The 21,978-nt window shown below is 52.1% G+C and carries 38 protein-coding genes; 36 read left to right on the top strand and 2 right to left on the bottom strand.

Annotated elements, in window-relative coordinates; genetic code table 11:
• The first annotated feature begins 16 nt into the window (after window positions 1-16).
• The 4 genes from kefG to slyD all read left to right on the top strand — a co-directional run bounded on the left by kefG (window position 17) and on the right by slyD (window position 3,271).
• The gene (gene kefG, locus PGR23_RS11395; RefSeq protein ID WP_047065853.1) at window positions 17-580 is read left to right on the top strand and encodes a glutathione-regulated potassium-efflux system ancillary protein KefG; all 564 of its coding nucleotides are present in this window, start codon (window positions 17-19) and stop codon (window positions 578-580) included.
• Entirely contained in the window at window positions 567-2,372 is a 1,806-nt protein-coding gene (gene kefB / locus PGR23_RS11390) for a glutathione-regulated potassium-efflux system protein KefB (protein WP_047065852.1), read from the top strand. The genes kefG and kefB overlap by 14 nt, the downstream gene beginning before the upstream one ends.
• A gap of 13 nt (window positions 2,373-2,385) precedes the next feature.
• Window positions 2,386-2,586, top strand: coding sequence for a YheV family putative zinc ribbon protein (locus PGR23_RS11385; protein ID WP_004106389.1), 201 nt, complete (start codon window positions 2,386-2,388; stop codon window positions 2,584-2,586).
• Between the two features lie 94 nt (window positions 2,587-2,680).
• Window positions 2,681-3,271, top strand: coding sequence for a peptidylprolyl isomerase (gene slyD / locus PGR23_RS11380; protein WP_015369410.1), 591 nt, complete (start codon window positions 2,681-2,683; stop codon window positions 3,269-3,271).
• A 58-nt stretch (window positions 3,272-3,329) separates the two neighbouring features.
• Here the strand turns inward: slyD and PGR23_RS11375 are convergent, their stop codons facing one another.
• Complete coding sequence (locus PGR23_RS11375; RefSeq protein ID WP_015369411.1) at window positions 3,330-3,548, bottom strand: protein SlyX; 219 nt, start codon at window positions 3,546-3,548, stop codon at window positions 3,330-3,332.
• A 221-nt stretch (window positions 3,549-3,769) separates the two neighbouring features.
• Here PGR23_RS11375 and fkpA point away from each other — a divergent pair, with 221 nt between their 5' ends.
• From fkpA to bfr, 11 genes are all read left to right on the top strand, one after another.
• Window positions 3,770-4,588 carry an FKBP-type peptidyl-prolyl cis-trans isomerase gene (fkpA, locus tag PGR23_RS11370; protein WP_015369412.1) on the top strand — a complete coding sequence of 273 codons (819 nt, stop codon included), beginning with the start codon at window positions 3,770-3,772 and terminating at the stop codon, window positions 4,586-4,588.
• Window positions 4,589-4,754: 166 nt separating this feature from the next.
• Window positions 4,755-5,477, top strand: coding sequence for a helix-turn-helix transcriptional regulator (locus tag PGR23_RS11365; protein ID WP_004868391.1), 723 nt, complete (start codon window positions 4,755-4,757; stop codon window positions 5,475-5,477).
• The gene (tusD, locus tag PGR23_RS11360; protein WP_045394884.1) at window positions 5,477-5,863 is read left to right on the top strand and encodes a sulfurtransferase complex subunit TusD; all 387 of its coding nucleotides are present in this window, start codon (window positions 5,477-5,479) and stop codon (window positions 5,861-5,863) included. Before PGR23_RS11365 ends, tusD begins: the two co-directional genes overlap by 1 nt.
• Window positions 5,863-6,222, top strand: a complete 360-nt coding sequence (gene tusC, locus PGR23_RS11355) for a sulfurtransferase complex subunit TusC (protein ID WP_045394885.1) — start codon at window positions 5,863-5,865, stop codon at window positions 6,220-6,222. The genes tusD and tusC overlap by 1 nt, the downstream gene beginning before the upstream one ends.
• Window positions 6,223-6,229: 7 nt before the next feature.
• Window positions 6,230-6,517: a sulfurtransferase complex subunit TusB gene (gene tusB / locus PGR23_RS11350; protein WP_045394886.1), complete on the top strand. Its 288-nt coding sequence runs from the start codon at window positions 6,230-6,232 to the stop codon at window positions 6,515-6,517.
• A 124-nt stretch (window positions 6,518-6,641) separates the two neighbouring features.
• Window positions 6,642-7,016, top strand: a complete 375-nt coding sequence (gene rpsL, locus PGR23_RS11345) for a 30S ribosomal protein S12 (RefSeq protein WP_000246815.1) — start codon at window positions 6,642-6,644, stop codon at window positions 7,014-7,016.
• A 95-nt stretch (window positions 7,017-7,111) separates the two neighbouring features.
• Window positions 7,112-7,582 (top strand): 30S ribosomal protein S7, encoded by a 471-nt coding sequence (gene rpsG, locus PGR23_RS11340; RefSeq protein WP_015369416.1) that lies wholly within the window; start codon window positions 7,112-7,114, stop codon window positions 7,580-7,582.
• 96 nt (window positions 7,583-7,678) lie between these two features.
• Window positions 7,679-9,793, top strand: coding sequence for an elongation factor G (gene fusA / locus PGR23_RS11335; protein WP_045375915.1), 2,115 nt, complete (start codon window positions 7,679-7,681; stop codon window positions 9,791-9,793).
• A 69-nt stretch (window positions 9,794-9,862) separates the two neighbouring features.
• Entirely contained in the window at window positions 9,863-11,047 is a 1,185-nt protein-coding gene (gene tuf / locus PGR23_RS11330; protein ID WP_015369418.1) for an elongation factor Tu, read from the top strand.
• A 180-nt stretch (window positions 11,048-11,227) separates the two neighbouring features.
• The gene (bfd, locus tag PGR23_RS11325) at window positions 11,228-11,422 is read left to right on the top strand and encodes a bacterioferritin-associated ferredoxin (protein WP_015369419.1); all 195 of its coding nucleotides are present in this window, start codon (window positions 11,228-11,230) and stop codon (window positions 11,420-11,422) included.
• Between the two features lie 74 nt (window positions 11,423-11,496).
• The gene (gene bfr / locus PGR23_RS11320; protein WP_015369420.1) at window positions 11,497-11,973 is read left to right on the top strand and encodes a bacterioferritin; all 477 of its coding nucleotides are present in this window, start codon (window positions 11,497-11,499) and stop codon (window positions 11,971-11,973) included.
• Here the strand turns inward: bfr and PGR23_RS11315 are convergent.
• Window positions 11,957-12,439 carry a prepilin peptidase gene (locus PGR23_RS11315; protein WP_047047067.1) on the bottom strand — a complete coding sequence of 161 codons (483 nt, stop codon included), beginning with the start codon at window positions 12,437-12,439 and terminating at the stop codon, window positions 11,957-11,959. The two genes, bfr and PGR23_RS11315, sit on opposite strands and share 17 nt — an antisense overlap.
• Before the next feature lie 376 nt (window positions 12,440-12,815).
• On the opposite strand from PGR23_RS11315, the gene rpsJ reads away from it, so the two are divergent.
• The 21 genes from rpsJ to rplO all read left to right on the top strand — a co-directional run bounded on the left by rpsJ (window position 12,816) and on the right by rplO (window position 21,978).
• A complete protein-coding gene (rpsJ, locus tag PGR23_RS11310; RefSeq protein WP_001181005.1) occupies window positions 12,816-13,127 on the top strand; it encodes a 30S ribosomal protein S10 in 312 nt (103 codons plus the stop codon).
• 32 nt (window positions 13,128-13,159) lie between these two features.
• Window positions 13,160-13,789, top strand: a complete 630-nt coding sequence (rplC, locus tag PGR23_RS11305) for a 50S ribosomal protein L3 (RefSeq protein WP_015369422.1) — start codon at window positions 13,160-13,162, stop codon at window positions 13,787-13,789.
• 10 nt (window positions 13,790-13,799) lie between these two features.
• Window positions 13,800-14,405, top strand: coding sequence for a 50S ribosomal protein L4 (rplD, locus tag PGR23_RS11300; protein ID WP_000424395.1), 606 nt, complete (start codon window positions 13,800-13,802; stop codon window positions 14,403-14,405).
• Window positions 14,402-14,704 (top strand): 50S ribosomal protein L23, encoded by a 303-nt coding sequence (gene rplW, locus PGR23_RS11295; protein WP_000617546.1) that lies wholly within the window; start codon window positions 14,402-14,404, stop codon window positions 14,702-14,704. The genes rplD and rplW overlap by 4 nt, the downstream gene beginning before the upstream one ends.
• 17 nt (window positions 14,705-14,721) lie before the next feature.
• Complete coding sequence (gene rplB / locus PGR23_RS11290) at window positions 14,722-15,543, top strand: 50S ribosomal protein L2 (RefSeq protein WP_015369423.1); 822 nt, start codon at window positions 14,722-14,724, stop codon at window positions 15,541-15,543.
• Between the two features lie 16 nt (window positions 15,544-15,559).
• Entirely contained in the window at window positions 15,560-15,838 is a 279-nt protein-coding gene (gene rpsS / locus PGR23_RS11285) for a 30S ribosomal protein S19 (protein ID WP_001138115.1), read from the top strand.
• Window positions 15,839-15,852: 14 nt separating this feature from the next.
• Complete coding sequence (gene rplV, locus PGR23_RS11280) at window positions 15,853-16,185, top strand: 50S ribosomal protein L22 (RefSeq protein WP_002919773.1); 333 nt, start codon at window positions 15,853-15,855, stop codon at window positions 16,183-16,185.
• Between the two features lie 17 nt (window positions 16,186-16,202).
• Window positions 16,203-16,901 (top strand): 30S ribosomal protein S3, encoded by a 699-nt coding sequence (gene rpsC, locus PGR23_RS11275; protein WP_002919766.1) that lies wholly within the window; start codon window positions 16,203-16,205, stop codon window positions 16,899-16,901.
• A 12-nt stretch (window positions 16,902-16,913) separates the two neighbouring features.
• Window positions 16,914-17,324, top strand: a complete 411-nt coding sequence (gene rplP / locus PGR23_RS11270) for a 50S ribosomal protein L16 (protein ID WP_002919759.1) — start codon at window positions 16,914-16,916, stop codon at window positions 17,322-17,324.
• Window positions 17,324-17,515 carry a 50S ribosomal protein L29 gene (rpmC, locus tag PGR23_RS11265; protein WP_002919754.1) on the top strand — a complete coding sequence of 64 codons (192 nt, stop codon included), beginning with the start codon at window positions 17,324-17,326 and terminating at the stop codon, window positions 17,513-17,515. Before rplP ends, rpmC begins: the two co-directional genes overlap by 1 nt.
• Window positions 17,515-17,769, top strand: coding sequence for a 30S ribosomal protein S17 (rpsQ, locus tag PGR23_RS11260; RefSeq protein ID WP_002438707.1), 255 nt, complete (start codon window positions 17,515-17,517; stop codon window positions 17,767-17,769). Before rpmC ends, rpsQ begins: the two co-directional genes overlap by 1 nt.
• Window positions 17,770-17,933: 164 nt before the next feature.
• A complete protein-coding gene (rplN, locus tag PGR23_RS11255; protein ID WP_000613954.1) occupies window positions 17,934-18,305 on the top strand; it encodes a 50S ribosomal protein L14 in 372 nt (123 codons plus the stop codon).
• Window positions 18,306-18,315: 10 nt separating this feature from the next.
• Window positions 18,316-18,630: a 50S ribosomal protein L24 gene (rplX, locus tag PGR23_RS11250; protein ID WP_015369424.1), complete on the top strand. Its 315-nt coding sequence runs from the start codon at window positions 18,316-18,318 to the stop codon at window positions 18,628-18,630.
• 14 nt (window positions 18,631-18,644) lie between these two features.
• Complete coding sequence (gene rplE / locus PGR23_RS11245; protein WP_003031123.1) at window positions 18,645-19,184, top strand: 50S ribosomal protein L5; 540 nt, start codon at window positions 18,645-18,647, stop codon at window positions 19,182-19,184.
• Between the two features lie 14 nt (window positions 19,185-19,198).
• A complete protein-coding gene (rpsN, locus tag PGR23_RS11240) occupies window positions 19,199-19,504 on the top strand; it encodes a 30S ribosomal protein S14 (protein ID WP_002919667.1) in 306 nt (101 codons plus the stop codon).
• Window positions 19,505-19,537: 33 nt separating this feature from the next.
• A complete protein-coding gene (rpsH, locus tag PGR23_RS11235; RefSeq protein WP_008807048.1) occupies window positions 19,538-19,930 on the top strand; it encodes a 30S ribosomal protein S8 in 393 nt (130 codons plus the stop codon).
• Window positions 19,931-19,942: 12 nt separating this feature from the next.
• Window positions 19,943-20,476 carry a 50S ribosomal protein L6 gene (gene rplF / locus PGR23_RS11230; RefSeq protein WP_008807049.1) on the top strand — a complete coding sequence of 178 codons (534 nt, stop codon included), beginning with the start codon at window positions 19,943-19,945 and terminating at the stop codon, window positions 20,474-20,476.
• Between the two features lie 9 nt (window positions 20,477-20,485).
• Window positions 20,486-20,839: a 50S ribosomal protein L18 gene (rplR, locus tag PGR23_RS11225; RefSeq protein WP_006817270.1), complete on the top strand. Its 354-nt coding sequence runs from the start codon at window positions 20,486-20,488 to the stop codon at window positions 20,837-20,839.
• 14 nt (window positions 20,840-20,853) lie between these two features.
• Window positions 20,854-21,357 (top strand): 30S ribosomal protein S5, encoded by a 504-nt coding sequence (rpsE, locus tag PGR23_RS11220; protein ID WP_015703641.1) that lies wholly within the window; start codon window positions 20,854-20,856, stop codon window positions 21,355-21,357.
• A gap of 3 nt (window positions 21,358-21,360) precedes the next feature.
• A complete protein-coding gene (rpmD, locus tag PGR23_RS11215) occupies window positions 21,361-21,540 on the top strand; it encodes a 50S ribosomal protein L30 (RefSeq protein ID WP_001140434.1) in 180 nt (59 codons plus the stop codon).
• A gap of 3 nt (window positions 21,541-21,543) precedes the next feature.
• Window positions 21,544-21,978, top strand: a complete 435-nt coding sequence (gene rplO / locus PGR23_RS11210) for a 50S ribosomal protein L15 (RefSeq protein ID WP_015369426.1) — start codon at window positions 21,544-21,546, stop codon at window positions 21,976-21,978.

Genomic DNA, 21,978 nt, shown 5'->3' with positions numbered 1-21,978 from the left:
GACGTTCGGGAGGGGAATGATGTCTCAGACAGCGAAAGTGTTGCTGCTGTATGCCCACCCAGAATCTCAGGATTCCGTGGCCAACCGGGTGTTGCTTGAACCGGCTTTACAGTTGCCGAATGTCACCGTGCACGATCTTTATGCGCACTATCCAGATTTTTTTATTGATATCGCCCATGAGCAGGATCTCCTGCGTCAGCATCAGGTGATTGTGTTCCAACATCCGCTGTATACGTGGAGCTGTCCGGCATTGTTGAAAGAGTGGCTGGACCGGGTGCTGAGCCGCGGCTTCGCCAGCGGCGCGGGAGGAAATCAACTGGCGGGAAAGTACTGGCGTAGCGTGATCACCACCGGCGAGCCGGAGAGCGCTTACCGCCGCGATGCTAACCGCTATCCGATGAACGATATTCTGCGCCCTTTTGAGTTAACGGCCGGCATGTGCCGCATGCACTGGCTGAGTCCGATTATTGTCTACTGGGCGCGCCGACAGCGGCCGGAAGATTTGCAAAGCCACGCCCGCGCGTACCGCGATTGGCTCGCGAATCCTGTTGCAACAGGAGGCGCCAATGGCGGGAGCTGATTTGCTATTAGCAGGGGTACTGTTTTTGTTTGCCGCCGTGGTGGCGGTTCCGCTGGCGGCCCGGCTGGGTATTGGCGCCGTACTCGGTTACCTGCTGGCCGGGATTGCGATTGGCCCGTGGGGGCTCGGGTTTATTAGCGATGTGGATGAAATTCTTCACTTTTCCGAGCTGGGCGTCGTGTTCCTCATGTTTATCATCGGCCTTGAGCTCAACCCCGCCAAACTGTGGCAACTGCGCAACTCAATATTCGGAGTCGGCGCGGCGCAGGTGTTGTTTAGCGCGGCGATCCTCGGCGGATTGCTGGTGGTCACCGGGTTTTCGTGGCAGGCGGCCGTAGTGGGCGGTATTGGTCTGGCGATGTCCTCTACCGCGATGGCGCTGCAGCTGATGCGCGAGAAAGGAATGAGCCGTAACGAATCCGGCCAACTGGGTTTTTCAGTTCTGTTATTTCAGGATTTAGCGGTGATCCCGGCGCTGGCGCTGGTCCCGCTGCTCGCCGGACACGGCGACGATAACTTCAACTGGATGTCGGTAGGGATGAAGGTGCTGGCATTCGCCGGCATGCTGATTGGCGGCCGTTTTCTGCTGCGCCCGGTATTCCGCTTTATCGCTGGTTCCGGCGTGCGTGAGGTCTTCACCGCCGCCACGCTGCTGCTGGTGCTGGGTTCCGCGCTGTTTATGGACGCCCTGGGGCTGTCGATGGCGCTGGGGACGTTTATCGCCGGCGTGCTGCTGGCGGAAAGCGAATATCGCCACGAGCTGGAAATCGCTATTGAGCCGTTTAAAGGCCTGCTGCTGGGGCTGTTTTTTATCTCCGTCGGCATGGCGCTGAATCTTGGCGTGCTCTACACCCATCTGCTGTGGGTGGTGGTAAGCGTTGCCGCGCTGGTGGCGGTGAAAGCGTTGGTGCTCTATGTATTGGCTCGGGTATATGGTTTGCGCAGCTCCGAGCGCACGCAGTTCGCCGGCGTATTGAGCCAGGGCGGCGAGTTCGCCTTTGTTCTCTTTTCCATGCCGGCTTCGCAGAAACTGTTCCATAACGATCAGATGGCGCTGCTGCTGGTTACCGTAACCTTATCGATGATGACCACGCCGCTCCTGATGAAGATCATTGATAAAGTGCTGTCGCGACGGCTTAACCCGGCGGAAGATACCGATGAGGCGCCGTGGGTCGAGGATGATAAGCCACAGGTGATTATCGTCGGTTTCGGGCGTTTTGGTCAGGTGATTGGGCGTCTGCTGATGGCTAATAAAATGCGTATTACCGTGCTTGAACGCGATATCAGCGCGGTTAACCTGATGCGCAAATATGGCTACAAAGTCTATTTCGGCGATGCGACGCAGCTTGAGCTGCTGCGCTCGGCGGGGGCGGAAGAGGCGCAGTCGATCGTGATTACCTGCAACGAGCCGGAAGATACCATGAAGCTGGTGGAGATGTGCCAACAGCATTTTCCCCACCTGCATATTCTGGCGCGAGCACGGGGGCGCGTAGAGGCGCATGAGCTATTACAGGCCGGCGTGACGCAGTTCTCGCGTGAAACCTTCTCCAGCGCCCTGGAATTGGGGCGCAAGGCGCTGGTGACTCTGGGAATGCATCCGCATCAGGCGCAGCGCGCTCAGTTACACTTTCGACGCCTCGATATGCGAATGCTTCGCGAGTTAATGCCGGTGCATACTGATACCGTACAGATATCCCGCGTGCGGGAAGCCCGGCGCGAGCTGGAAGAGATTTTTGAGCGTGAGATGCAGAAAGAAAGCCGGCAGCTGGACGGCTGGGACGAGTTTGAATAGAAGGTAGAGCAAAATGGCGGTACGTAAACGTTTTATTGCCGGCGCAAAATGTCCGGCGTGCCAGGCACAGGATTCACTGGCGATGTGGCGCGAGAATAATGTCGATATTGTTGAGTGCGTTAAGTGCGGACATCAGATGCGCGAGGCCGATAAAGAGGTCCGCGAACACGTTCGCAAAGAAGAGCAAGTGATCGGCATTTTTCATCCGGACTAGCGTTATCTGTCGCCTTTTTTTAAGCTAGAGGGTACACGGCTGCAGAATTCCGCTACAATCTGCGCCACTATTCTTCCCATGCTCAGGAGATATCATGAAAGTAGCAAAAGACCTGGTGGTCAGCCTGGCCTATCAGGTACGTACAGAAGACGGTGTGTTGGTTGATGAGTCTCCGGTGAGTGCGCCGCTGGACTACCTGCATGGTCACGGTTCCCTGATTTCCGGCCTGGAAAACGCATTAAACGGCCACGAAGTGGGCGACAAATTTGATGTCGAAGTCGGCGCGAATGACGCGTACGGCCAGTATGACGAAAACCTGGTTCAGCGCGTTCCTAAAGACGTCTTCATGGGCGTTGACGAACTGCAGGTTGGCATGCGCTTCCTGGCTGAAACCGACCAGGGTCCGGTACCGGTAGAAATCACCGAAGTCGGCGACGATTTCGTGGTGGTTGACGGCAACCACATGCTGGCTGGCCAGAATCTGAAGTTCAACGTAGAAGTTGTCGCCCTGCGCGAAGCCACTGCAGAAGAGCTGGAACACGGTCACGTACACGGCGCTCATGGCCACGATCACGATCATGACCACGGTCATGACGGTTGCTGCGGCGGCCACGGCCACGATCATGGTCACGACCATGAACACGGCAAAGGTGGTTGCGGTAACGGCGGTTGCGGTTGCCACTAATGGCGTCGCGTTCGCGCGAATAGCTAAAAAAAGCGGGGAGACCCGCTTTTTTTACGTCTCAATAATGCGGAGGCGGCGTCTCTTCAGACTGTGACGCGATGTGCGACGGCTGCGTCGCTTTCAGTTTTTCGATCATCAAGCGCATATGTTCGCGCATTTTGGCCATTTCTATTTCATGCGCCGTGACGGTTTTGTTGAGGTCCTCGATGGTGATCTCCTGAAACGCCAGTCGGCTTTCCAGTTCCGCCAGACGCGTCTCCATTGTGCTATCGTTCATAGGTCGCCTCTTCTGTCTTGTTTGCGGGCGGATTCTACTCAAGTTTCCGCGTTAACGCAGCATCGTAACGTCAGAGAGGAAACTAATTCATACAAAAATAGTCTGAAATGAGGCGATATTCAGGTAGGTCCGTATGTAGATTTGTTCTGCAACGTTCTATAGTACGTTTTTTGCTTTTTATGATAACCCTGGGGTGAGATGCCCCGGCCCTGGAGAAATGGATGAAATCACTGTTTAAAGTAACGCTGCTGGCGACCACGATGGCCGTTGCCCTGAATGCACCGCTGACCTTTGCTGCCGATACCGCAGCAAAAGCCGCACCGGCGGCGGACAGCAAATCGGCATTTAAAAATGACGATCAAAAATCCGCTTATGCGCTGGGTGCATCCCTCGGCCGTTACATGGAAAACTCCCTGAAAGAACAAGAGAAGCTGGGTATCAAACTGGATAAAGACCAGCTGATCGCCGGTGTGCAGGATGCGTTTGCCGATAAGAGCAAACTGTCCGACAAAGAAATTGAAACCACTCTGCAGTCCTTTGAGACCCGCGTGAAAACCGCCGCTCAGCAGAAGATGGAAAAAGATGCGACTGAGAACGATGCCAAAGGCAAAGCGTTCCGTGACGCCTTCGCTAAAGAGAAGGGCGTGAAAACTTCTAAATCCGGCCTGATGTATAAAGTCGAGAAAGCCGGTACCGGCGATGCGCCGAAAGACAGCGATACCGTCGTGGTGAACTACAAAGGTACGCTGATCGATGGTAAAGAGTTCGACAACTCTTACACCCGCGGCGAGCCGCTCTCTTTCCGTCTTGATGGCGTTATCCCGGGCTGGACCGAAGGCCTGAAAAACATCAAAAAAGGCGGCAAAATCAAGCTGGTCATCCCACCGGATCTGGCTTACGGCAAAACTGGCGTTCCGGGTATCCCGGCTAACTCTACGCTGGTATTCGATGTAGAACTGCTGGACATCAAACCGGCTCCGAAGGCTGATGCTAAGCCAGAAGCCGCTGCCGAAGCACCGGCTGCAGACGCTAAGAAGTAATCTGCCATAAGCCGCCGCCTTCAGGGGCGGCGGCTTTTTTATTGGCAGCAGATATAATTAAAACTGGAAAATTCCTCAGGCGCTGTATTACTTTAGATAGCTTAATAATGATGATGAGCCTGCCCTGACGATAACGACAGGCTCCTGAAAAGGAGTGCTTTTTTACATGTCCAGGTCGCTTTTAACCAACGAAACCAGCGAGCTTGACCTGCTGGATCAACGTCCTTTCGACCAGACCGACTTCGATATCCTAAAATCCTATGAAGCGGTGGTGGACGGGTTAGCGATGCTCATTGGCTCCCACTGTGAAATCGTGCTGCACTCACTGCAGGATTTAAAATGCTCCGCTATTCGTATCGCTAACGGTGAACATACCGGCCGCCAAATTGGCTCGCCGATTACCGATCTGGCGTTACGTATGCTGCACGATATGACGGGAGCGGATAGCAGCGTATCGAAGTGCTATTTTACCCGCGCGAAAAGCGGCGTGCTGATGAAATCGGTGACTATCGCCATACGTAACCGCGAACATCGGGTGATTGGTCTGCTTTGTATCAACATGAACCTCGATGTCCCGTTCTCGCAGATTATGAGCACTTTCATTCCGCCGGAAACGCCGGAAGTCAACTCGCAGGTCAACTTCGCCTCGTCGGTAGATGACCTGGTCGCACAAACGCTGGAGTTCACCATTGAAGAGGTGAATGCCGATCGCAACGTGTCGAATAACGCGAAAAACCGCCAAATCGTGTTGAATCTTTACGAGAAAGGCATCTTCGATATCAAAGATGCGATTAACCAGGTAGCCGATCGCCTGAATATCTCTAAACACACGGTGTACCTCTACATCCGCCAGTTTAAAAGCGGTGATTTCCAGGGACTCGATAAGTAATGCGTTTTGCCATCACGGTAACCGGGCCTGCCTACGGTACTCAGCAGGCCAGTAGCGCGTGGCAGTTTGCGCAGGCGGTTATTAACGCAGGGCATGAACTGGCCTGCGTGTTTTTCTATCGCGAAGGAGTCTACAACGCCAATCAGCTGACGGCCCCTGCCAGCGATGAGGTAGATCTGGTGCGTCACTGGCAGCGCCTGCATGATGAACATGCCGTTGCGCTGCACATTTGCGTGGCAGCCGCGCTACGCCGCGGCGTGACCGATGAACGCGAAGCGCAGCAGCTTGGTTTGCCGGCGCAGAATCTGCAGCCGGGATTCACCTTAAGCGGACTAGGCGCGCTGGCTGAAGCGTCGTTAACCTGCGATAGAATGGTGCAGTTCTGATGAAACGCGTGGCTTTCGTATTTTCTTCCGCGCCGCACGGCAGCGCAGCCGGCAGGGAAGGGCTGGACGCCTTACTGGCGACCTCGGCGCTTACCGATGATCTCGGCGTCTTCTTTGTCGGCGACGGCGTGTTTCAGATTATCCCTGGCCAGCAGCCGGGAAAAATCCTCGCCCGTGATTATATCGCCACCTTCAAGCTGTTATCGCTGTATGACATCGAACAGTGTTGGCTATGCGCGGCGTCTGCCCGCGAACGCGGTCTGGCCGCCGATACGCCGTGGGTGGTGGATGCAGAAAGCCTCGAGCCAGAAGCGCTGCGCGCCCGGCTTGACGAGTTCAACGTGATTCTACGATTCTGAGGCCCACATGCTTCATACTCTAAGTGTCTCTCCCTGGCACGCCGATATCGATGCGATGCTGCGTCTGGTGAAGCCAGGTGACGATCTGCTGCTGCTCTCCGATGGCGTGGTTGCGGCGATTGACGGCGGCCGTTTCCTTGAAATCCTGCAATCCGCCCCCATAACCCTACATGCTCTGCAAGACGATATCGAAGCCCGCGGGCTGGCTGGTCAAATTGCGGACAGTGTCGTCAGGGTTGACTATACTGATTTCGTCAGTCTTACGGTCAAACATGAAGGTCAGTTGGCCTGGTAATGGCGGGATCGTTGTATATTTCTTGACACCTTTTCGGCACCGCCCTAAAATTCTGCGTCCTCATATTATATGAGGCGATTTATTACGTGTTTACGAAGCAAAAGCTAAAACCAGGAGCTATTTAATGGCAACAGTTAACCAGCTGGTACGCAAACCACGCGCGCGCAAAGTTGCAAAGAGCAACGTGCCGGCGCTGGAAGCCTGCCCGCAGAAACGTGGCGTATGTACTCGCGTATATACCACCACTCCTAAGAAACCGAACTCCGCACTGCGTAAAGTTTGCCGTGTGCGTCTGACTAACGGTTTCGAAGTCACCTCCTACATCGGTGGTGAAGGTCACAACCTGCAGGAGCACTCCGTGATCCTGATCCGTGGCGGTCGTGTTAAAGACCTTCCGGGTGTTCGTTACCACACCGTTCGTGGTGCGCTTGACTGCTCCGGCGTTAAAGACCGTAAGCAGGCTCGCTCCAAGTACGGCGTGAAGCGTCCTAAGGCTTAATGGTTCTCCGTTAAGTAAGGCCAAACGTTTTATATTAATGTCAAACTAAACTCTTTGAGTTTTGGACAATCCTGAATTAACAACGGAGTATTTCCATGCCACGTCGTCGCGTCATTGGTCAGCGTAAAATTCTGCCGGATCCGAAGTTCGGATCAGAACTGCTGGCTAAATTTGTAAATATCCTGATGGTAGATGGTAAAAAATCTACTGCAGAAACTATCGTATACAGCGCGCTGGAGACCCTGGCTCAGCGCTCTGGTAAAACTGAACTGGAAGCCTTCGAAGTTGCGCTCGAAAACGTGCGCCCGACTGTCGAAGTTAAGTCCCGCCGCGTAGGTGGTTCTACTTATCAGGTTCCAGTTGAAGTACGTCCGGTTCGTCGTAATGCCCTGGCAATGCGTTGGATCGTTGAAGCTGCTCGTAAACGCGGTGATAAATCCATGGCTCTGCGCCTGGCGAACGAACTCACTGACGCTGCAGACAACAAAGGTACTGCAGTTAAGAAACGTGAAGACGTTCACCGTATGGCCGAAGCCAACAAGGCGTTCGCACACTACCGTTGGTAATCCCTTCGGAGTCATAGTCACCAGGCGGGCGTTTCAGATGAGTCGCCCGCTCTGGATAACTTAACTGAACGCCTAAAGAAATAAACGAGGAATCAAATGGCTCGTACAACACCCATCGCACGCTACCGTAACATCGGTATCAGTGCGCACATCGACGCCGGTAAAACCACTACTACCGAACGTATTCTGTTCTACACCGGTGTAAACCACAAAATCGGTGAAGTTCATGACGGCGCCGCTACCATGGACTGGATGGAGCAGGAGCAGGAACGTGGTATCACCATCACTTCCGCTGCGACTACTGCATTCTGGTCTGGTATGGCTAAACAGTATGAACCGCACCGTGTAAACATCATCGACACCCCGGGGCACGTTGACTTCACTATCGAAGTAGAACGTTCCATGCGTGTTCTTGATGGTGCGGTAATGGTTTACTGCGCAGTTGGTGGTGTTCAGCCGCAGTCTGAAACCGTATGGCGTCAGGCAAACAAATATAAAGTTCCACGCATTGCGTTCGTTAACAAAATGGACCGCATGGGTGCGAACTTCCTGAAAGTTGTTGGTCAGATCAAAACCCGTCTGGGCGCGAACCCGGTTCCGCTGCAGCTGGCAATTGGTGCTGAAGAAGGTTTCACCGGTGTTGTTGACCTGGTGAAAATGAAAGCCATCAACTGGAACGATGCAGACCAGGGCGTTACCTTCGAATACGAAGATATCCCGGCTGACATGCAGGACCTGGCTGACGAATGGCACCAGAACCTGATCGAGTCCGCTGCGGAAGCTTCCGAAGAGCTGATGGAAAAATACCTGGGTGGTGAAGAACTGACTGAAGAAGAGATCAAAAAAGCTCTGCGTCAGCGCGTTCTGAACAACGAAATCATCCTGGTAACCTGTGGTTCTGCGTTCAAGAACAAAGGTGTTCAGGCGATGCTGGATGCGGTAATTGATTACCTGCCATCCCCGGTTGATGTTCCGGCAATCAACGGCATCCTGGACGACGGTAAAGATACCCCGGCTGAGCGTCACGCAAGCGACGACGAGCCGTTCTCTGCACTGGCGTTCAAAATCGCTACCGACCCGTTTGTTGGTAACCTGACCTTCTTCCGTGTGTACTCCGGTGTGGTTAACTCTGGTGATACCGTACTGAACTCCGTGAAAGCTGCACGTGAGCGTTTCGGTCGTATCGTTCAGATGCACGCTAACAAACGTGAAGAGATCAAAGAAGTTCGCGCGGGCGATATCGCTGCCGCTATCGGTCTGAAAGACGTAACCACTGGTGACACCCTGTGTGACCCGGATGCGCCGATCATTCTGGAGCGTATGGAATTCCCTGAGCCGGTAATCTCCATCGCCGTTGAGCCGAAAACCAAAGCTGACCAGGAAAAAATGGGTCTGGCTCTGGGTCGTCTGGCTAAAGAAGACCCGTCATTCCGCGTATGGACTGACGAAGAGTCTAACCAGACCATCATCGCCGGTATGGGTGAGCTGCACCTCGACATCATCGTTGACCGTATGAAGCGTGAATTCAACGTTGAAGCGAACGTCGGTAAACCTCAGGTTGCTTACCGCGAAGCGATTCGCCAGAAAGTTACCGATGTTGAAGGTAAACACGCCAAGCAGTCTGGTGGTCGTGGTCAGTACGGTCACGTTGTGATCGACATGTACCCGCTGGAGCCGGGCTCTAACCCGAAAGGTTACGAGTTCATCAACGACATTAAAGGTGGTGTAATCCCTGGCGAATACATCCCGGCCGTTGATAAAGGCATCCAGGAACAGCTGAAAGCTGGTCCGCTGGCTGGTTACCCGGTAGTTGATATGGGTATCCGTCTGCACTTCGGTTCTTACCACGACGTTGACTCCTCTGAGCTGGCGTTTAAACTGGCCGCTTCTATCGCCTTTAAAGAAGGCTTTAAGAAAGCGAAACCAGTTCTGCTTGAGCCGATCATGAAGGTTGAAGTAGAAACTCCGGAAGAGAACACCGGTGACGTAATCGGTGACTTGAGCCGTCGTCGCGGCATGCTGCGCGGTCAAGAATCTGAAGTAACTGGCGTTAAGATCCACGCTGAAGTTCCGCTGTCTGAAATGTTCGGATATGCAACTCAGCTGCGTTCTCTGACCAAAGGTCGTGCATCATACACCATGGAATTCCTGAAGTATGATGATGCGCCGAACAACGTTGCTCAGGCCGTTATTGAAGCCCGTGGTAAATAATCCACAGGATTAAAACCTAAGTCCCGTGCTCTCTCCTGAGGGGAGAGCACTATAGTAAGGAATATAGCCGTGTCTAAAGAAAAATTTGAACGTACAAAACCGCACGTCAACGTTGGTACTATCGGCCACGTCGACCATGGTAAAACTACTCTGACCGCTGCAATCACCACCGTACTGGCTAAAACCTACGGCGGTGCTGCTCGCGCATTCGACCAGATCGATAACGCGCCGGAAGAAAAAGCTCGTGGTATCACCATCAACACTTCTCACGTTGAATATGACACCCCGACTCGCCACTACGCACACGTAGACTGCCCGGGCCACGCCGACTATGTTAAAAACATGATCACCGGTGCTGCTCAGATGGATGGCGCGATCCTGGTTGTTGCTGCGACTGACGGCCCGATGCCGCAGACTCGTGAGCACATCCTGCTGGGTCGTCAGGTAGGCGTTCCGTACATCATCGTGTTCCTGAACAAATGCGACATGGTTGATGACGAAGAGCTGCTGGAACTGGTTGAGATGGAAGTTCGTGAACTGCTGTCTCAGTACGATTTCCCGGGCGACGACACTCCGATCGTTCGTGGTTCTGCTCTGAAAGCGCTGGAAGGCGACGCAGAGTGGGAAGCGAAAATCATCGAACTGGCTGGCTTCCTGGATTCTTACATCCCGGAACCAGAGCGTGCGATTGACAAGCCGTTCCTGCTGCCGATCGAAGACGTATTCTCCATCTCCGGTCGTGGTACCGTTGTTACCGGTCGTGTAGAGCGCGGTATCATCAAAGTTGGTGAAGAAGTTGAAATCGTTGGTATCAAAGAAACCGCGAAAACCACCTGTACTGGCGTTGAAATGTTCCGCAAACTGCTGGACGAAGGCCGTGCTGGTGAGAACGTTGGTGTTCTGCTGCGTGGTATCAAACGTGAAGAAATCGAACGTGGTCAGGTACTGGCTAAGCCGGGCAGCATCAAGCCGCACACCAAGTTCGAATCTGAAGTGTACATCCTGTCCAAAGACGAAGGCGGCCGTCATACTCCGTTCTTCAAAGGCTACCGTCCGCAGTTCTACTTCCGTACTACTGACGTGACTGGTACCATCGAACTGCCGGAAGGCGTAGAGATGGTAATGCCGGGCGACAACATCAAAATGGTTGTTACCCTGATCCACCCGATCGCGATGGACGACGGTCTGCGTTTCGCAATCCGTGAAGGCGGCCGTACCGTTGGCGCGGGCGTTGTAGCTAAAGTTCTGGGCTAATTCGTTAGCTTTGAATTAAAAAGGGCGCTTCGGCGCCCTTTTTGCTGTCTGTGATTTGGTGATAAGCCAGGTTGGTTTAAATATTCATAAAGTGCGCCGCTACGGATAATTAATAAACAGTCTATTGTAATCATAACTATTCTCATTTAAACTTTGTGCATAAATTGAACGGGAGTTTATATGTACGTTTGTTTGTGCAATGGCGTTAGCGATAAAAAAATCCGCCAGGTTGTGCGTCAATTTCAACCGCAATCTTTTCAACAATTACGCAAGTTTATTCCCGTTGGAAATCAATGCGGTAAGTGCGTCCGCGCGGCACGCGAAGTGATGGAAGATGAATTAACCAGCATGCCGGAATTCAAAGAAATCGCCTGATCGCGACCCTTCTCTTTTTGACATCCTTATAGCCCGGACTACGCTTCAATAAGTGGAAGCGGAGGGTCTTTATAATGAAAGGTGATGTCAAAATCATAAGTTATCTCAATAAATTATTGGGAAACGAACTGGTTGCTATTAATCAGTATTTTCTTCATGCAAGAATGTTCAAGAACTGGGGCCTGATGCGCCTCAACGATATTGAATATCATGAATCTATCGATGAGATGAAACACGCCGATAAGTACATCGAGCGTATTTTGTTTCTTGAAGGGCTGCCTAACCTGCAGGATCTTGGCAAACTTGGCATCGGTGAGGATGTCGAAGAGATGCTGCAGTCTGACTTACGGCTGGAGCTCGAAGGCGCGCAAAACCTGCGTGAGGCAATCGCCTATGCCGACAGCGTTCATGATTATGTCAGTCGCGATATGATGATTGAAATCCTTGCCGATGAGGAAGGCCATATTGACTGGCTGGAAACCGAGTTAGATCTGATCGGCAAAATCGGTCTGCAAAATTACCTTCAATCGCAGATCAAAGTGTCAGACTAGCGAACGTCTGCCAACCGCACCAAAAACCCGCTGCAGTCAGAAATGGCCCAAACGGCAGCGGGTTGTTCAAATCCCATCGTTGTTGCTTCCTCCTCCTGACCAACGCCAATGTCATCCATGTCATCCCGGCAAACAGCGAGGCGACCAATACCAGCTGTGGCAACCTTTGCCAGCCGTGCCAGGCGCCGAGGGCGGCAAGATATTTAACGTCGCCGTATCCTAATCCCTCATAGCTGCGAAACATGCGATATAGCCAATAGAGCAGGGCAAAAAAAAGATAGCCGGCAATAGCCCCCCAGACGGCATCTTCTAGCCGCTGCGGCGCAAGACACAGGTAAAAAACTAAACCACTCCACAGCAGCGGGCAGGTGAGACTGTCGGGAAGAAGACCGTGAAGCAGGTCCTGCCGGCACAACGCCAGGGTTAATGCACAGTAGCAAACTAAGAAGGGGAGGACGGTAAGCATGGAACACTCCTGTTAGGGGATAATGCGCTCACTTTGCTTATCGTCGCGCGTTTGCGCAAAGCGCATTTGTGCAAGATGGAAGGCTTATTCCTGACTTATTTATCGTGTTATTGCATTGCTGAGCGCCTGCGCGAGAAGACGCGCAAATTGTGGTGATGATTTTCTAATCAGCACTTGCGTCGCGCCTGAATTTGCGTATAATGCGCGGGCCTGTCAAAATTGACGGCCGGTTCGATATGAGCCCTGGTAGCGCAGTTTGCTACCTAACAATGTTCCCAATCGGGGAACTCTGTAAGAACGGTTACACTCTCCCATCAATCGTAATGGGTATGAGGAGTAATCATTTCGTCTATAAAATAATTGGAGCTCTGGTCTCATGCAGAACCAAAGAATCCGTATCCGCCTTAAAGCGTTTGATCATCGTCTGATCGATCAATCAACCGCGGAAATCGTCGAGACTGCTAAGCGCACTGGTGCGCAAGTCCGTGGTCCGATCCCGCTGCCGACCCGCAAAGAGCGTTTCACCGTTCTGATCTCTCCGCACGTCAACAAAGATGCGCGTGATCAGTACGAGATTCGTACTCACAAGCGTCTGGTTGACATCGTTGAGCCAACTGAAAAAACCGTTGATGCTCTGATGCGTCTGGACCTGGCTGCCGGTGTAGACGTGCAGATCAGCCTGGGTTAATCAGGTCATCGAGCGATTGAGAGGTTGATACAATGATTGGTTTAGTCGGTAAAAAAGTGGGTATGACCCGCATCTTCACTGAAGATGGCGTCTCTATCCCAGTAACCGTTATCGAAGTTGAAGCAAACCGCGTTACTCAGGTCAAAGATCTGGCTAACGATGGCTATCGCGCTATTCAGGTTACCACTGGTGCTAAAAAAGCTAACCGTGTAACTAAGCCGGAAGCTGGTCACTTTGCTAAAGCTGGCGTAGAAGCTGGCCGCGGCCTGTGGGAGTTCCGTCTGGCAGATGGTGAAGAATACACCGTTGGTCAGAACATTAGCGTTGAACTGTTTGCTGACGTTAAAAAAGTTGACGTAACCGGTACCTCTAAAGGTAAAGGTTTCGCTGGTACCGTTAAGCGCTGGAACTTCCGTACCCAGGACGCTACCCACGGTAACTCCTTGTCTCACCGCGTTCCGGGTTCTATCGGTCAGAACCAGACTCCGGGCAAAGTGTTCAAAGGCAAGAAAATGGCAGGTCAGCTGGGCAACGAACGCGTTACTGTTCAGAGCCTGGACGTAGTACGTGTTGACGCTGAGCGCAACCTGCTGCTGGTTAAAGGTGGTGTTCCGGGTGCAACCGGCTGCGACCTGATCGTTAAACCAGCTGTGAAGGCGTAAGGGGATAGCAATGGAATTAGTATTGAAAGACGCGCAGAGCGCGCTGACTGTTTCCGAAACTACCTTCGGTCGTGATTTCAACGAAGCGCTGGTTCACCAGGTTGTTGTTGCTTATGCAGCTGGTGCGCGTCAGGGTACTCGTGCTCAGAAGACTCGTGCTGAAGTAACTGGTTCAGGCAAAAAGCCATGGCGCCAGAAAGGTACCGGCCGTGCGCGTTCAGGTTCTATCAAGAGCCCGATCTGGCGTTCCGGTGGCGTAACCTTCGCTGCTCGTCCGCAGGACCACAGTCAAAAAGTTAACAAGAAGATGTACCGCGGCGCGCTGAAAAGCATTCTGTCCGAACTGGTACGTCAGGATCGTCTGATCGTTGTCGAGAAGTTCTCTGTAGAAGCGCCTAAAACTAAGCTGCTGGCTCAGAAACTGAAAGACATGGCTCTGGAAGATGTGCTGATCATCACCGGTGAGCTGGACGAGAACCTGTTCCTGGCCGCACGTAACCTGCACAAGGTTGACGTACGCGATGCGACTGGTATCGACCCGGTTAGCCTGATCGCCTTCGACAAAGTCGTAATGACTGCTGATGCTGTTAAGCAAGTTGAGGAGATGCTGGCATGATTCGTGAAGAACGTCTGCTGAAGGTGCTGCGCGCACCGCACGTTTCTGAAAAAGCGTCTACTGCGATGGAAAAAACCAACACCATCGTTCTCAAAGTTGCTAAAGACGCGACCAAAGCAGAAATCAAAGCTGCTGTGCAGAAACTGTTTGAAGTCGAAGTCGAAGTCGTTAACACCCTGGTAGTTAAAGGGAAAGTTAAACGTCACGGACAGCGTATCGGTCGTCGTAGCGACTGGAAAAAAGCTTACGTCACCCTGAAGGAAGGCCAGAATCTGGACTTCGTCGGCGGCGCTGAGTAAGTCGGAGGAGTAATACAATGGCAGTTGTTAAATGTAAACCGACATCTCCGGGTCGTCGCCACGTTGTTAAAGTGGTCAACCCAGAGCTGCACAAGGGCAAACCTTTTGCTCCGCTGGTTGAAAAAAACAGCAAATCCGGCGGTCGTAACAACAATGGCCGTATCACCACTCGTCATATCGGTGGTGGTCACAAGCAGGCTTACCGTATTGTTGACTTCAAACGCAACAAAGATGGTATCCCGGCAGTTGTTGAACGTCTTGAGTACGATCCGAACCGTTCCGCGAACATCGCGCTGGTTCTGTACAAAGACGGTGAGCGCCGTTACATTCTGGCCCCGAAAGGCCTGAAAGCTGGCGACCAGATTCAGTCTGGCGTTGATGCTGCAATCAAAGCAGGCAACACCCTGCCGATGCGCAATATCCCGGTTGGTTCTACCGTTCATAACGTAGAAATGAAACCAGGTAAAGGCGGTCAGCTGGCTCGTTCCGCTGGTACTTACGTTCAGATCGTTGCTCGTGACGGTGCTTATGTCACCCTGCGTCTGCGTTCTGGTGAAATGCGTAAAGTCGAAGCAGACTGCCGCGCTACTCTGGGCGAAGTTGGCAATGCTGAGCATATGCTGCGCGTTCTGGGTAAAGCAGGTGCTGCACGCTGGCGTGGTGTTCGTCCTACCGTTCGCGGTACTGCGATGAACCCAGTCGATCACCCACATGGTGGTGGTGAAGGTCGTAACTTTGGTAAGCACCCGGTATCCCCGTGGGGCCTGCAGACCAAAGGTAAGAAGACCCGCAGCAACAAGCGTACTGATAAATTCATCGTACGTCGCCGTAGCAAATAATTTTAGAGGATAAGCCATGCCACGTTCTCTCAAGAAAGGTCCTTTTATTGACCTGCACTTGCTGAAGAAGGTAGAGAAAGCGGTGGAAAGCGGAGACAAGAAGCCCCTGCGCACTTGGTCCCGTCGTTCAACGATCTTTCCTAACATGATCGGTTTGACCATCGCTGTCCATAATGGTCGTCAGCACGTTCCAGTCTTTGTTTCCGACGAAATGGTTGGTCACAAACTGGGTGAATTCGCACCGACTCGTACTTATCGCGGCCACGCTGCTGATAAAAAAGCGAAGAAGAAATAAGGTAGGAGGAAGAGATGGAAACTTTAGCTCAACATCGCCATGCTCGTTCTTCTGCTCAGAAGGTTCGCCTTGTAGCTGACCTGATTCGCGGTAAGAAAGTGTCGCAGGCCCTGGATATTCTGACCTACACCAACAAAAAAGCTGCTGTACTGGTCAAGAAGGTACTGGAATCTGCCATTGCTAACGCTGAACACAACGATGGCGCTGACATTGATGATCTGAAAGTTGCGAAAATTTTCGTAGACGAAGGCCCGAGCATGAAGCGCATTATGCCGCGTGCTAAAGGTCGTGCAGATCGCATCCTGAAGCGCACCAGCCACATCACTGTGGTTGTGTCCGATCGCTGAGACTCTGGAGACTAGCAATGGGTCAGAAAGTACATCCTAATGGTATTCGCCTGGGTATTGTCAAACCATGGAACTCTACCTGGTTCGCGAACACCAAAGAATTCGCTGACAACCTGGACAGCGATTTTAAAGTACGTCAGTTCTTAACTAAAGAGCTGGCTAAAGCGTCTGTATCTCGCATCGTTATCGAGCGTCCGGCTAAGAGCATCCGTGTGACCATTCACACTGCTCGCCCGGGTATCGTTATCGGTAAGAAAGGCGAAGACGTAGAAAAACTGCGCAAGGTCGTAGCGGATATCGCTGGCGTTCCTGCACAGATCAATATTGCCGAAGTTCGTAAGCCTGAACTGGACGCTAAATTGGTTGCTGACAGCATCACTTCTCAGCTGGAACGTCGCGTTATGTTCCGTCGTGCTATGAAGCGTGCTGTACAGAACGCAATGCGTCTGGGCGCTAAAGGTATCAAAGTTGAAGTTAGCGGCCGTCTGGGCGGCGCGGAAATCGCACGTACCGAATGGTACCGTGAAGGTCGCGTACCGCTGCACACTCTGCGTGCTGACATCGACTACAACACCTCTGAAGCGCACACCACTTACGGTGTAATCGGCGTTAAGGTATGGATCTTCAAAGGTGAGATCCTGGGTGGTATGGCTGCTGTTGAACAACCGGAACCGGCTGCTCAACCTAAAAAGCAGCAGCGTAAAGGCCGTAAATAAGGAGCGTCGCTGATGTTACAACCAAAGCGTACAAAATTCCGTAAAGTGCACAAAGGCCGCAACCGTGGTCTGGCGCAGGGTACGGATGTTAGCTTCGGCACTTTCGGTCTGAAAGCTGTTGGCCGTGGTCGTCTGACTGCACGTCAGATCGAAGCAGCACGTCGTGCTATGACCCGTGCAGTTAAGCGTCAAGGTAAGATCTGGATCCGTGTATTCCCGGACAAACCGATCACCGAGAAGCCGCTGGAAGTTCGTATGGGTAAAGGTAAAGGTAACGTGGAGTACTGGGTTGCCTTGATTCAGCCGGGTAAAGTCCTTTATGAAATGGACGGCGTACCGGAAGAGCTGGCCCGTGAAGCATTCGGCCTGGCAGCAGCGAAACTGCCGATCAAAACCACCTTTGTAACTAAGACGGTGATGTAATGAAAGCAAAAGAGCTGCGTGAAAAAAGCGTTGAAGAGCTGAACGCTGAGCTGCTGAACCTGCTGCGTGAGCAGTTCAACCTGCGTATGCAGGCTGCAAGTGGCCAGCTGCAACAGACTCATCTGCTGAAGCAAGTGCGTCGTGATGTTGCACGCGTTAAGACTTTACTGACTCAGAAGGCGGGTGCGTAATGACCGATAAAATCCGTACTCTGCAAGGTCGCGTAGTTAGCGACAAAATGGAGAAATCCATTGTTGTTGCTATCGAACGTTTTGTGAAACACCCGATCTACGGTAAATTCATCAAACGTACGACCAAACTGCACGTACATGACGAGAACAACGAATGTGGTATCGGCGACAAGGTTGAAATCCGTGAATGCCGTCCACTGTCCAAGACTAAGTCCTGGACGCTGGTTCGCGTTGTAGAGAAAGCGGTTCTGTAATAGAGTACGCATTCTCAATACGAATAAACGGCTCAGCGATGGGCCGTTTATTTTTTCTACCCATATTGCAGAAGCGGTGTTATAATGCCGCGCCCTCGATATGGGGCTTTTTAACGACCCAGCTTTTGGGTCCCAGTAGTAGTTGACATTAGCGGAGCACTAAAATGATCCAAGAACAGACTATGCTGAACGTCGCCGACAACTCCGGTGCACGTCGCGTAATGTGTATCAAGGTTCTGGGTGGCTCGCACCGTCGCTACGCAGGCGTAGGCGACATCATCAAGATCACCATCAAAGAAGCAATTCCGCGTGGTAAGGTCAAGAAAGGTGATGTGCTGAAGGCGGTAGTGGTGCGCACCAAGAAGGGTGTTCGTCGCCCGGACGGTTCTGTCATTCGCTTCGATGGTAATGCATGCGTTATTTTAAACAATAACAGCGAGCAACCTATCGGTACGCGTATTTTTGGGCCGGTAACTCGTGAACTTCGTAACGAGAAGTTCATGAAAATTATCTCTCTGGCACCAGAAGTACTCTAAGGAGCGAATCATGGCAGCGAAAATCCGTCGTGATGACGAAGTTATCGTGTTAACCGGTAAAGATAAAGGTAAACGCGGTAAAGTTAAAAATGTCCTGTCTTCCGGCAAGGTCATTGTTGAAGGTATCAACCTGGTTAAGAAACATCAGAAGCCGGTTCCGGCCCTGAACCAACCAGGCGGCATCGTAGAGAAAGAAGCAGCTATTCAAGTCTCTAACCTTGCTATCTTCAACGCGGCAACCGGCAAGGCTGACCGTGTAGGCTTTAGATTCGAAGACGGCAAAAAAGTCCGTTTCTTCAAATCTAATAGCGAAACTATCAAGTAATTTGGAGTAGTACGATGGCGAAACTGCATGATTACTACAAAGACGAAGTAGTCGCTAAACTCATGACTGAGTTTAACTACAATTCTGTCATGCAAGTCCCTCGGGTCGAGAAGATCACCCTGAACATGGGTGTTGGTGAAGCGATCGCTGACAAGAAACTGCTGGATAACGCAGCAGCTGACCTGACAGCAATCTCCGGTCAAAAACCGCTGATCACCAAAGCACGCAAATCAGTTGCAGGCTTCAAAATCCGTCAGGGCTATCCGATCGGCTGTAAAGTAACTCTGCGCGGCGAGCGCATGTGGGAGTTCTTTGAGCGCCTGATCACTATTGCTGTACCGCGTATCCGTGACTTCCGTGGCTTGTCCGCTAAGTCTTTCGACGGTCGTGGTAACTACAGCATGGGTGTCCGTGAGCAGATCATCTTCCCAGAAATCGACTACGATAAAGTCGACCGCGTTCGTGGTTTGGATATTACCATTACCACTACTGCGAAATCTGATGAAGAAGGCCGCGCTCTGCTGGCTGCCTTTGACTTCCCGTTCCGCAAGTAAGGTAGGGTTACTTAATGGCTAAGCAATCAATGAAAGCACGCGAAGTAAAGCGCGTGGCTTTAGCTGATAAATTCTTCGCTAAACGCGCTGAACTGAAAGCTATCATCTCTGATGTGAACGCAACCGACGAAGATCGTTGGAACGCTGTTCTCAAGCTGCAGACTCTGCCGCGTGATTCCAGCCCGTCTCGTCAGCGTAATCGCTGCCGTCAAACAGGTCGTCCGCATGGTTTCCTGCGGAAGTTCGGGTTGAGCCGTATTAAGGTCCGTGAAGCCGCTATGCGCGGTGAAATCCCGGGTCTGAAAAAGGCTAGCTGGTAATTGTCACCAATTGAATCACGGGAGTAAAGACAGATGAGCATGCAAGATCCGATCGCGGATATGCTGACCCGTATCCGTAACGGTCAGGCCGCGAATAAAGCTGCGGTCACCATGCCTTCCTCCAAGCTGAAAGTGGCAATTGCCAACGTGCTGAAGGAAGAAGGCTTTATTGAAGATTTTAAAGTTGAAGGCGACATCAAGCCGGAACTGGAACTGACTCTTAAGTATTTCCAGGGTAAAGCTGTTGTAGAAAGCATTCAGCGTGTCAGCCGCCCAGGTCTGCGCATCTACAAACGTAAAGATGAGCTGCCGAAAGTTATGGCGGGTCTGGGTATCGCAGTTGTTTCTACCTCTAAAGGTGTTATGACTGATCGTGCAGCGCGCCAAGCTGGTCTTGGTGGCGAAATTATCTGCTACGTAGCCTAATCGGAGGAAAAAATGTCTCGTGTTGCTAAAGCACCGGTCGTTGTTCCTGCCGGCGTTGACGTTAAAGTCAACGGTCAGGTTATTACGATCAAAGGTAAGAATGGCGAGCTGACTCGTACTCTCAACGATGCTGTTGAAGTTAAACATGCAGATAATGCTCTGACCTTCGGTCCGCGTGATGGTTACGTAGACGGATGGGCTCAGGCTGGTACCGCGCGTGCCCTGCTGAACTCAATGGTTATCGGTGTTACCGAAGGCTTCACTAAAAAGCTTCAGCTGGTTGGTGTAGGCTATCGTGCAGCGGTCAAAGGGGATGTAGTAAACCTGGCTTTAGGTTTCTCTCATCCTGTTGAACATAAGCTGCCGGCCGGTATCACTGCAGAATGTCCGACTCAAACTGAAATCGTGCTGAAAGGCGCTGATAAGCAGGTGATCGGCCAGGTTGCAGCAGATCTGCGCGCCTACCGTCGTCCTGAGCCTTACAAAGGCAAGGGTGTTCGTTACGCCGACGAAGTCGTGCGTACCAAAGAGGCTAAGAAGAAGTAAGGTAACACTATGGATAAGAAATCTGCTCGTATCCGTCGTGCGACCCGCGCACGCCGCAAGCTCCAGGAGCTGGGTGCAACTCGCCTGGTGGTACATCGTACCCCGCGTCATATTTACGCACAGGTAATTGCTCCGAATGGTTCTGAAGTTCTGGTAGCTGCTTCTACTGTAGAAAAAGCTATCTCTGAACAACTGAAGTACACCGGTAACAAAGACGCGGCTGCAGCTGTGGGTAAAGCTGTTGCTGAACGCGCTCTGGAAAAAGGCATCAAAGATGTTTCCTTTGACCGTTCCGGGTTCCAATATCATGGTCGTGTCCAGGCACTGGCAGATGCTGCCCGTGAAGCTGGCCTTCAGTTCTAAGGTAGAGGTGTAAGATGGCTCACATCGAAAAACAAGCTGGCGAACTGCAGGAAAAGCTGATCGCGGTTAACCGCGTATCTAAAACCGTTAAAGGTGGTCGTATTTTCTCCTTCACAGCTCTGACTGTAGTTGGTGACGGTAACGGTCGCGTAGGTTTTGGTTACGGTAAAGCGCGTGAAGTTCCAGCAGCGATCCAGAAAGCGATGGAAAAAGCCCGTCGCAATATGATTAACGTCGCGCTGAATACTGGCACCCTGCAGCACCCGGTTAAGGGTACTCACACGGGTTCTCGTGTATTCATGCAGCCGGCTTCCGAAGGTACCGGTATCATCGCCGGTGGTGCAATGCGCGCCGTTCTGGAAGTCGCTGGGGTTCGTAACGTTCTGGCTAAAGCATATGGTTCCACCAACCCGATCAACGTGGTTCGTGCAACTATTGATGGCTTGGAAAATATGAAGTCTCCAGATATGGTCGCTGCCAAGCGTGGTAAATCCGTTGAAGAAATTCTGGGGAAATAAACCATGGCAAAGACTATTAAAATTACTCAAACCCGCAGTGCAATCGGTCGTTTGCCGAAACACAAGGCAACGCTGCTTGGCCTGGGTCTGCGTCGTATTGGTCACACCGTAGAGCGCGAGGATACTCCTGCTGTTCGTGGTATGGTCAACGCGGTTTCCTTCATGGTTAAAGTTGAGGAGTAAGAGATGCGTTTAAATACTCTGTCTCCGGCCGAAGGCTCCAAAAAGGCGGGTAAACGCCTGGGTCGTGGTATCGGTTCTGGCCTCGGTAAAACCGGTGGTCGTGGTCACAAAGGTCAGAACTCTCGTTCTGGCGGTGGCGTACGTCGCGGTTTCGAGGGTGGTCAGATGCCACTGTACCGTCGTCTGCCGAAATTCGGCTTCACTTCTCGTAAAGCAATGATCACCGCAGAAGTTCGTCTGTCTGATCTGGCTCACGTAGAAGGCGATGTGGTAGACCTGAACACGCTGAAAGCGGCTAACATTATCGGTATCCAGATCGAGTTCGCGAAAGTGATCCTGTCTGGTGAGGTAACTCGTCCGGTAACTGTTCGTGGCCTGCGCGTGACTAAAGGCGCTCGTGCTGCTATCGAAGCTGCTGGCGGTAAAATTGAGGAATAA

Origin of the sequence: Klebsiella sp. 141162 (genome assembly GCF_050600755.1) — a bacterium.
Classification (GTDB): domain Bacteria; phylum Pseudomonadota; class Gammaproteobacteria; order Enterobacterales; family Enterobacteriaceae; genus Klebsiella; species Klebsiella aerogenes.
This window is presented reverse-complemented; position numbering and strand designations above follow the sequence as displayed.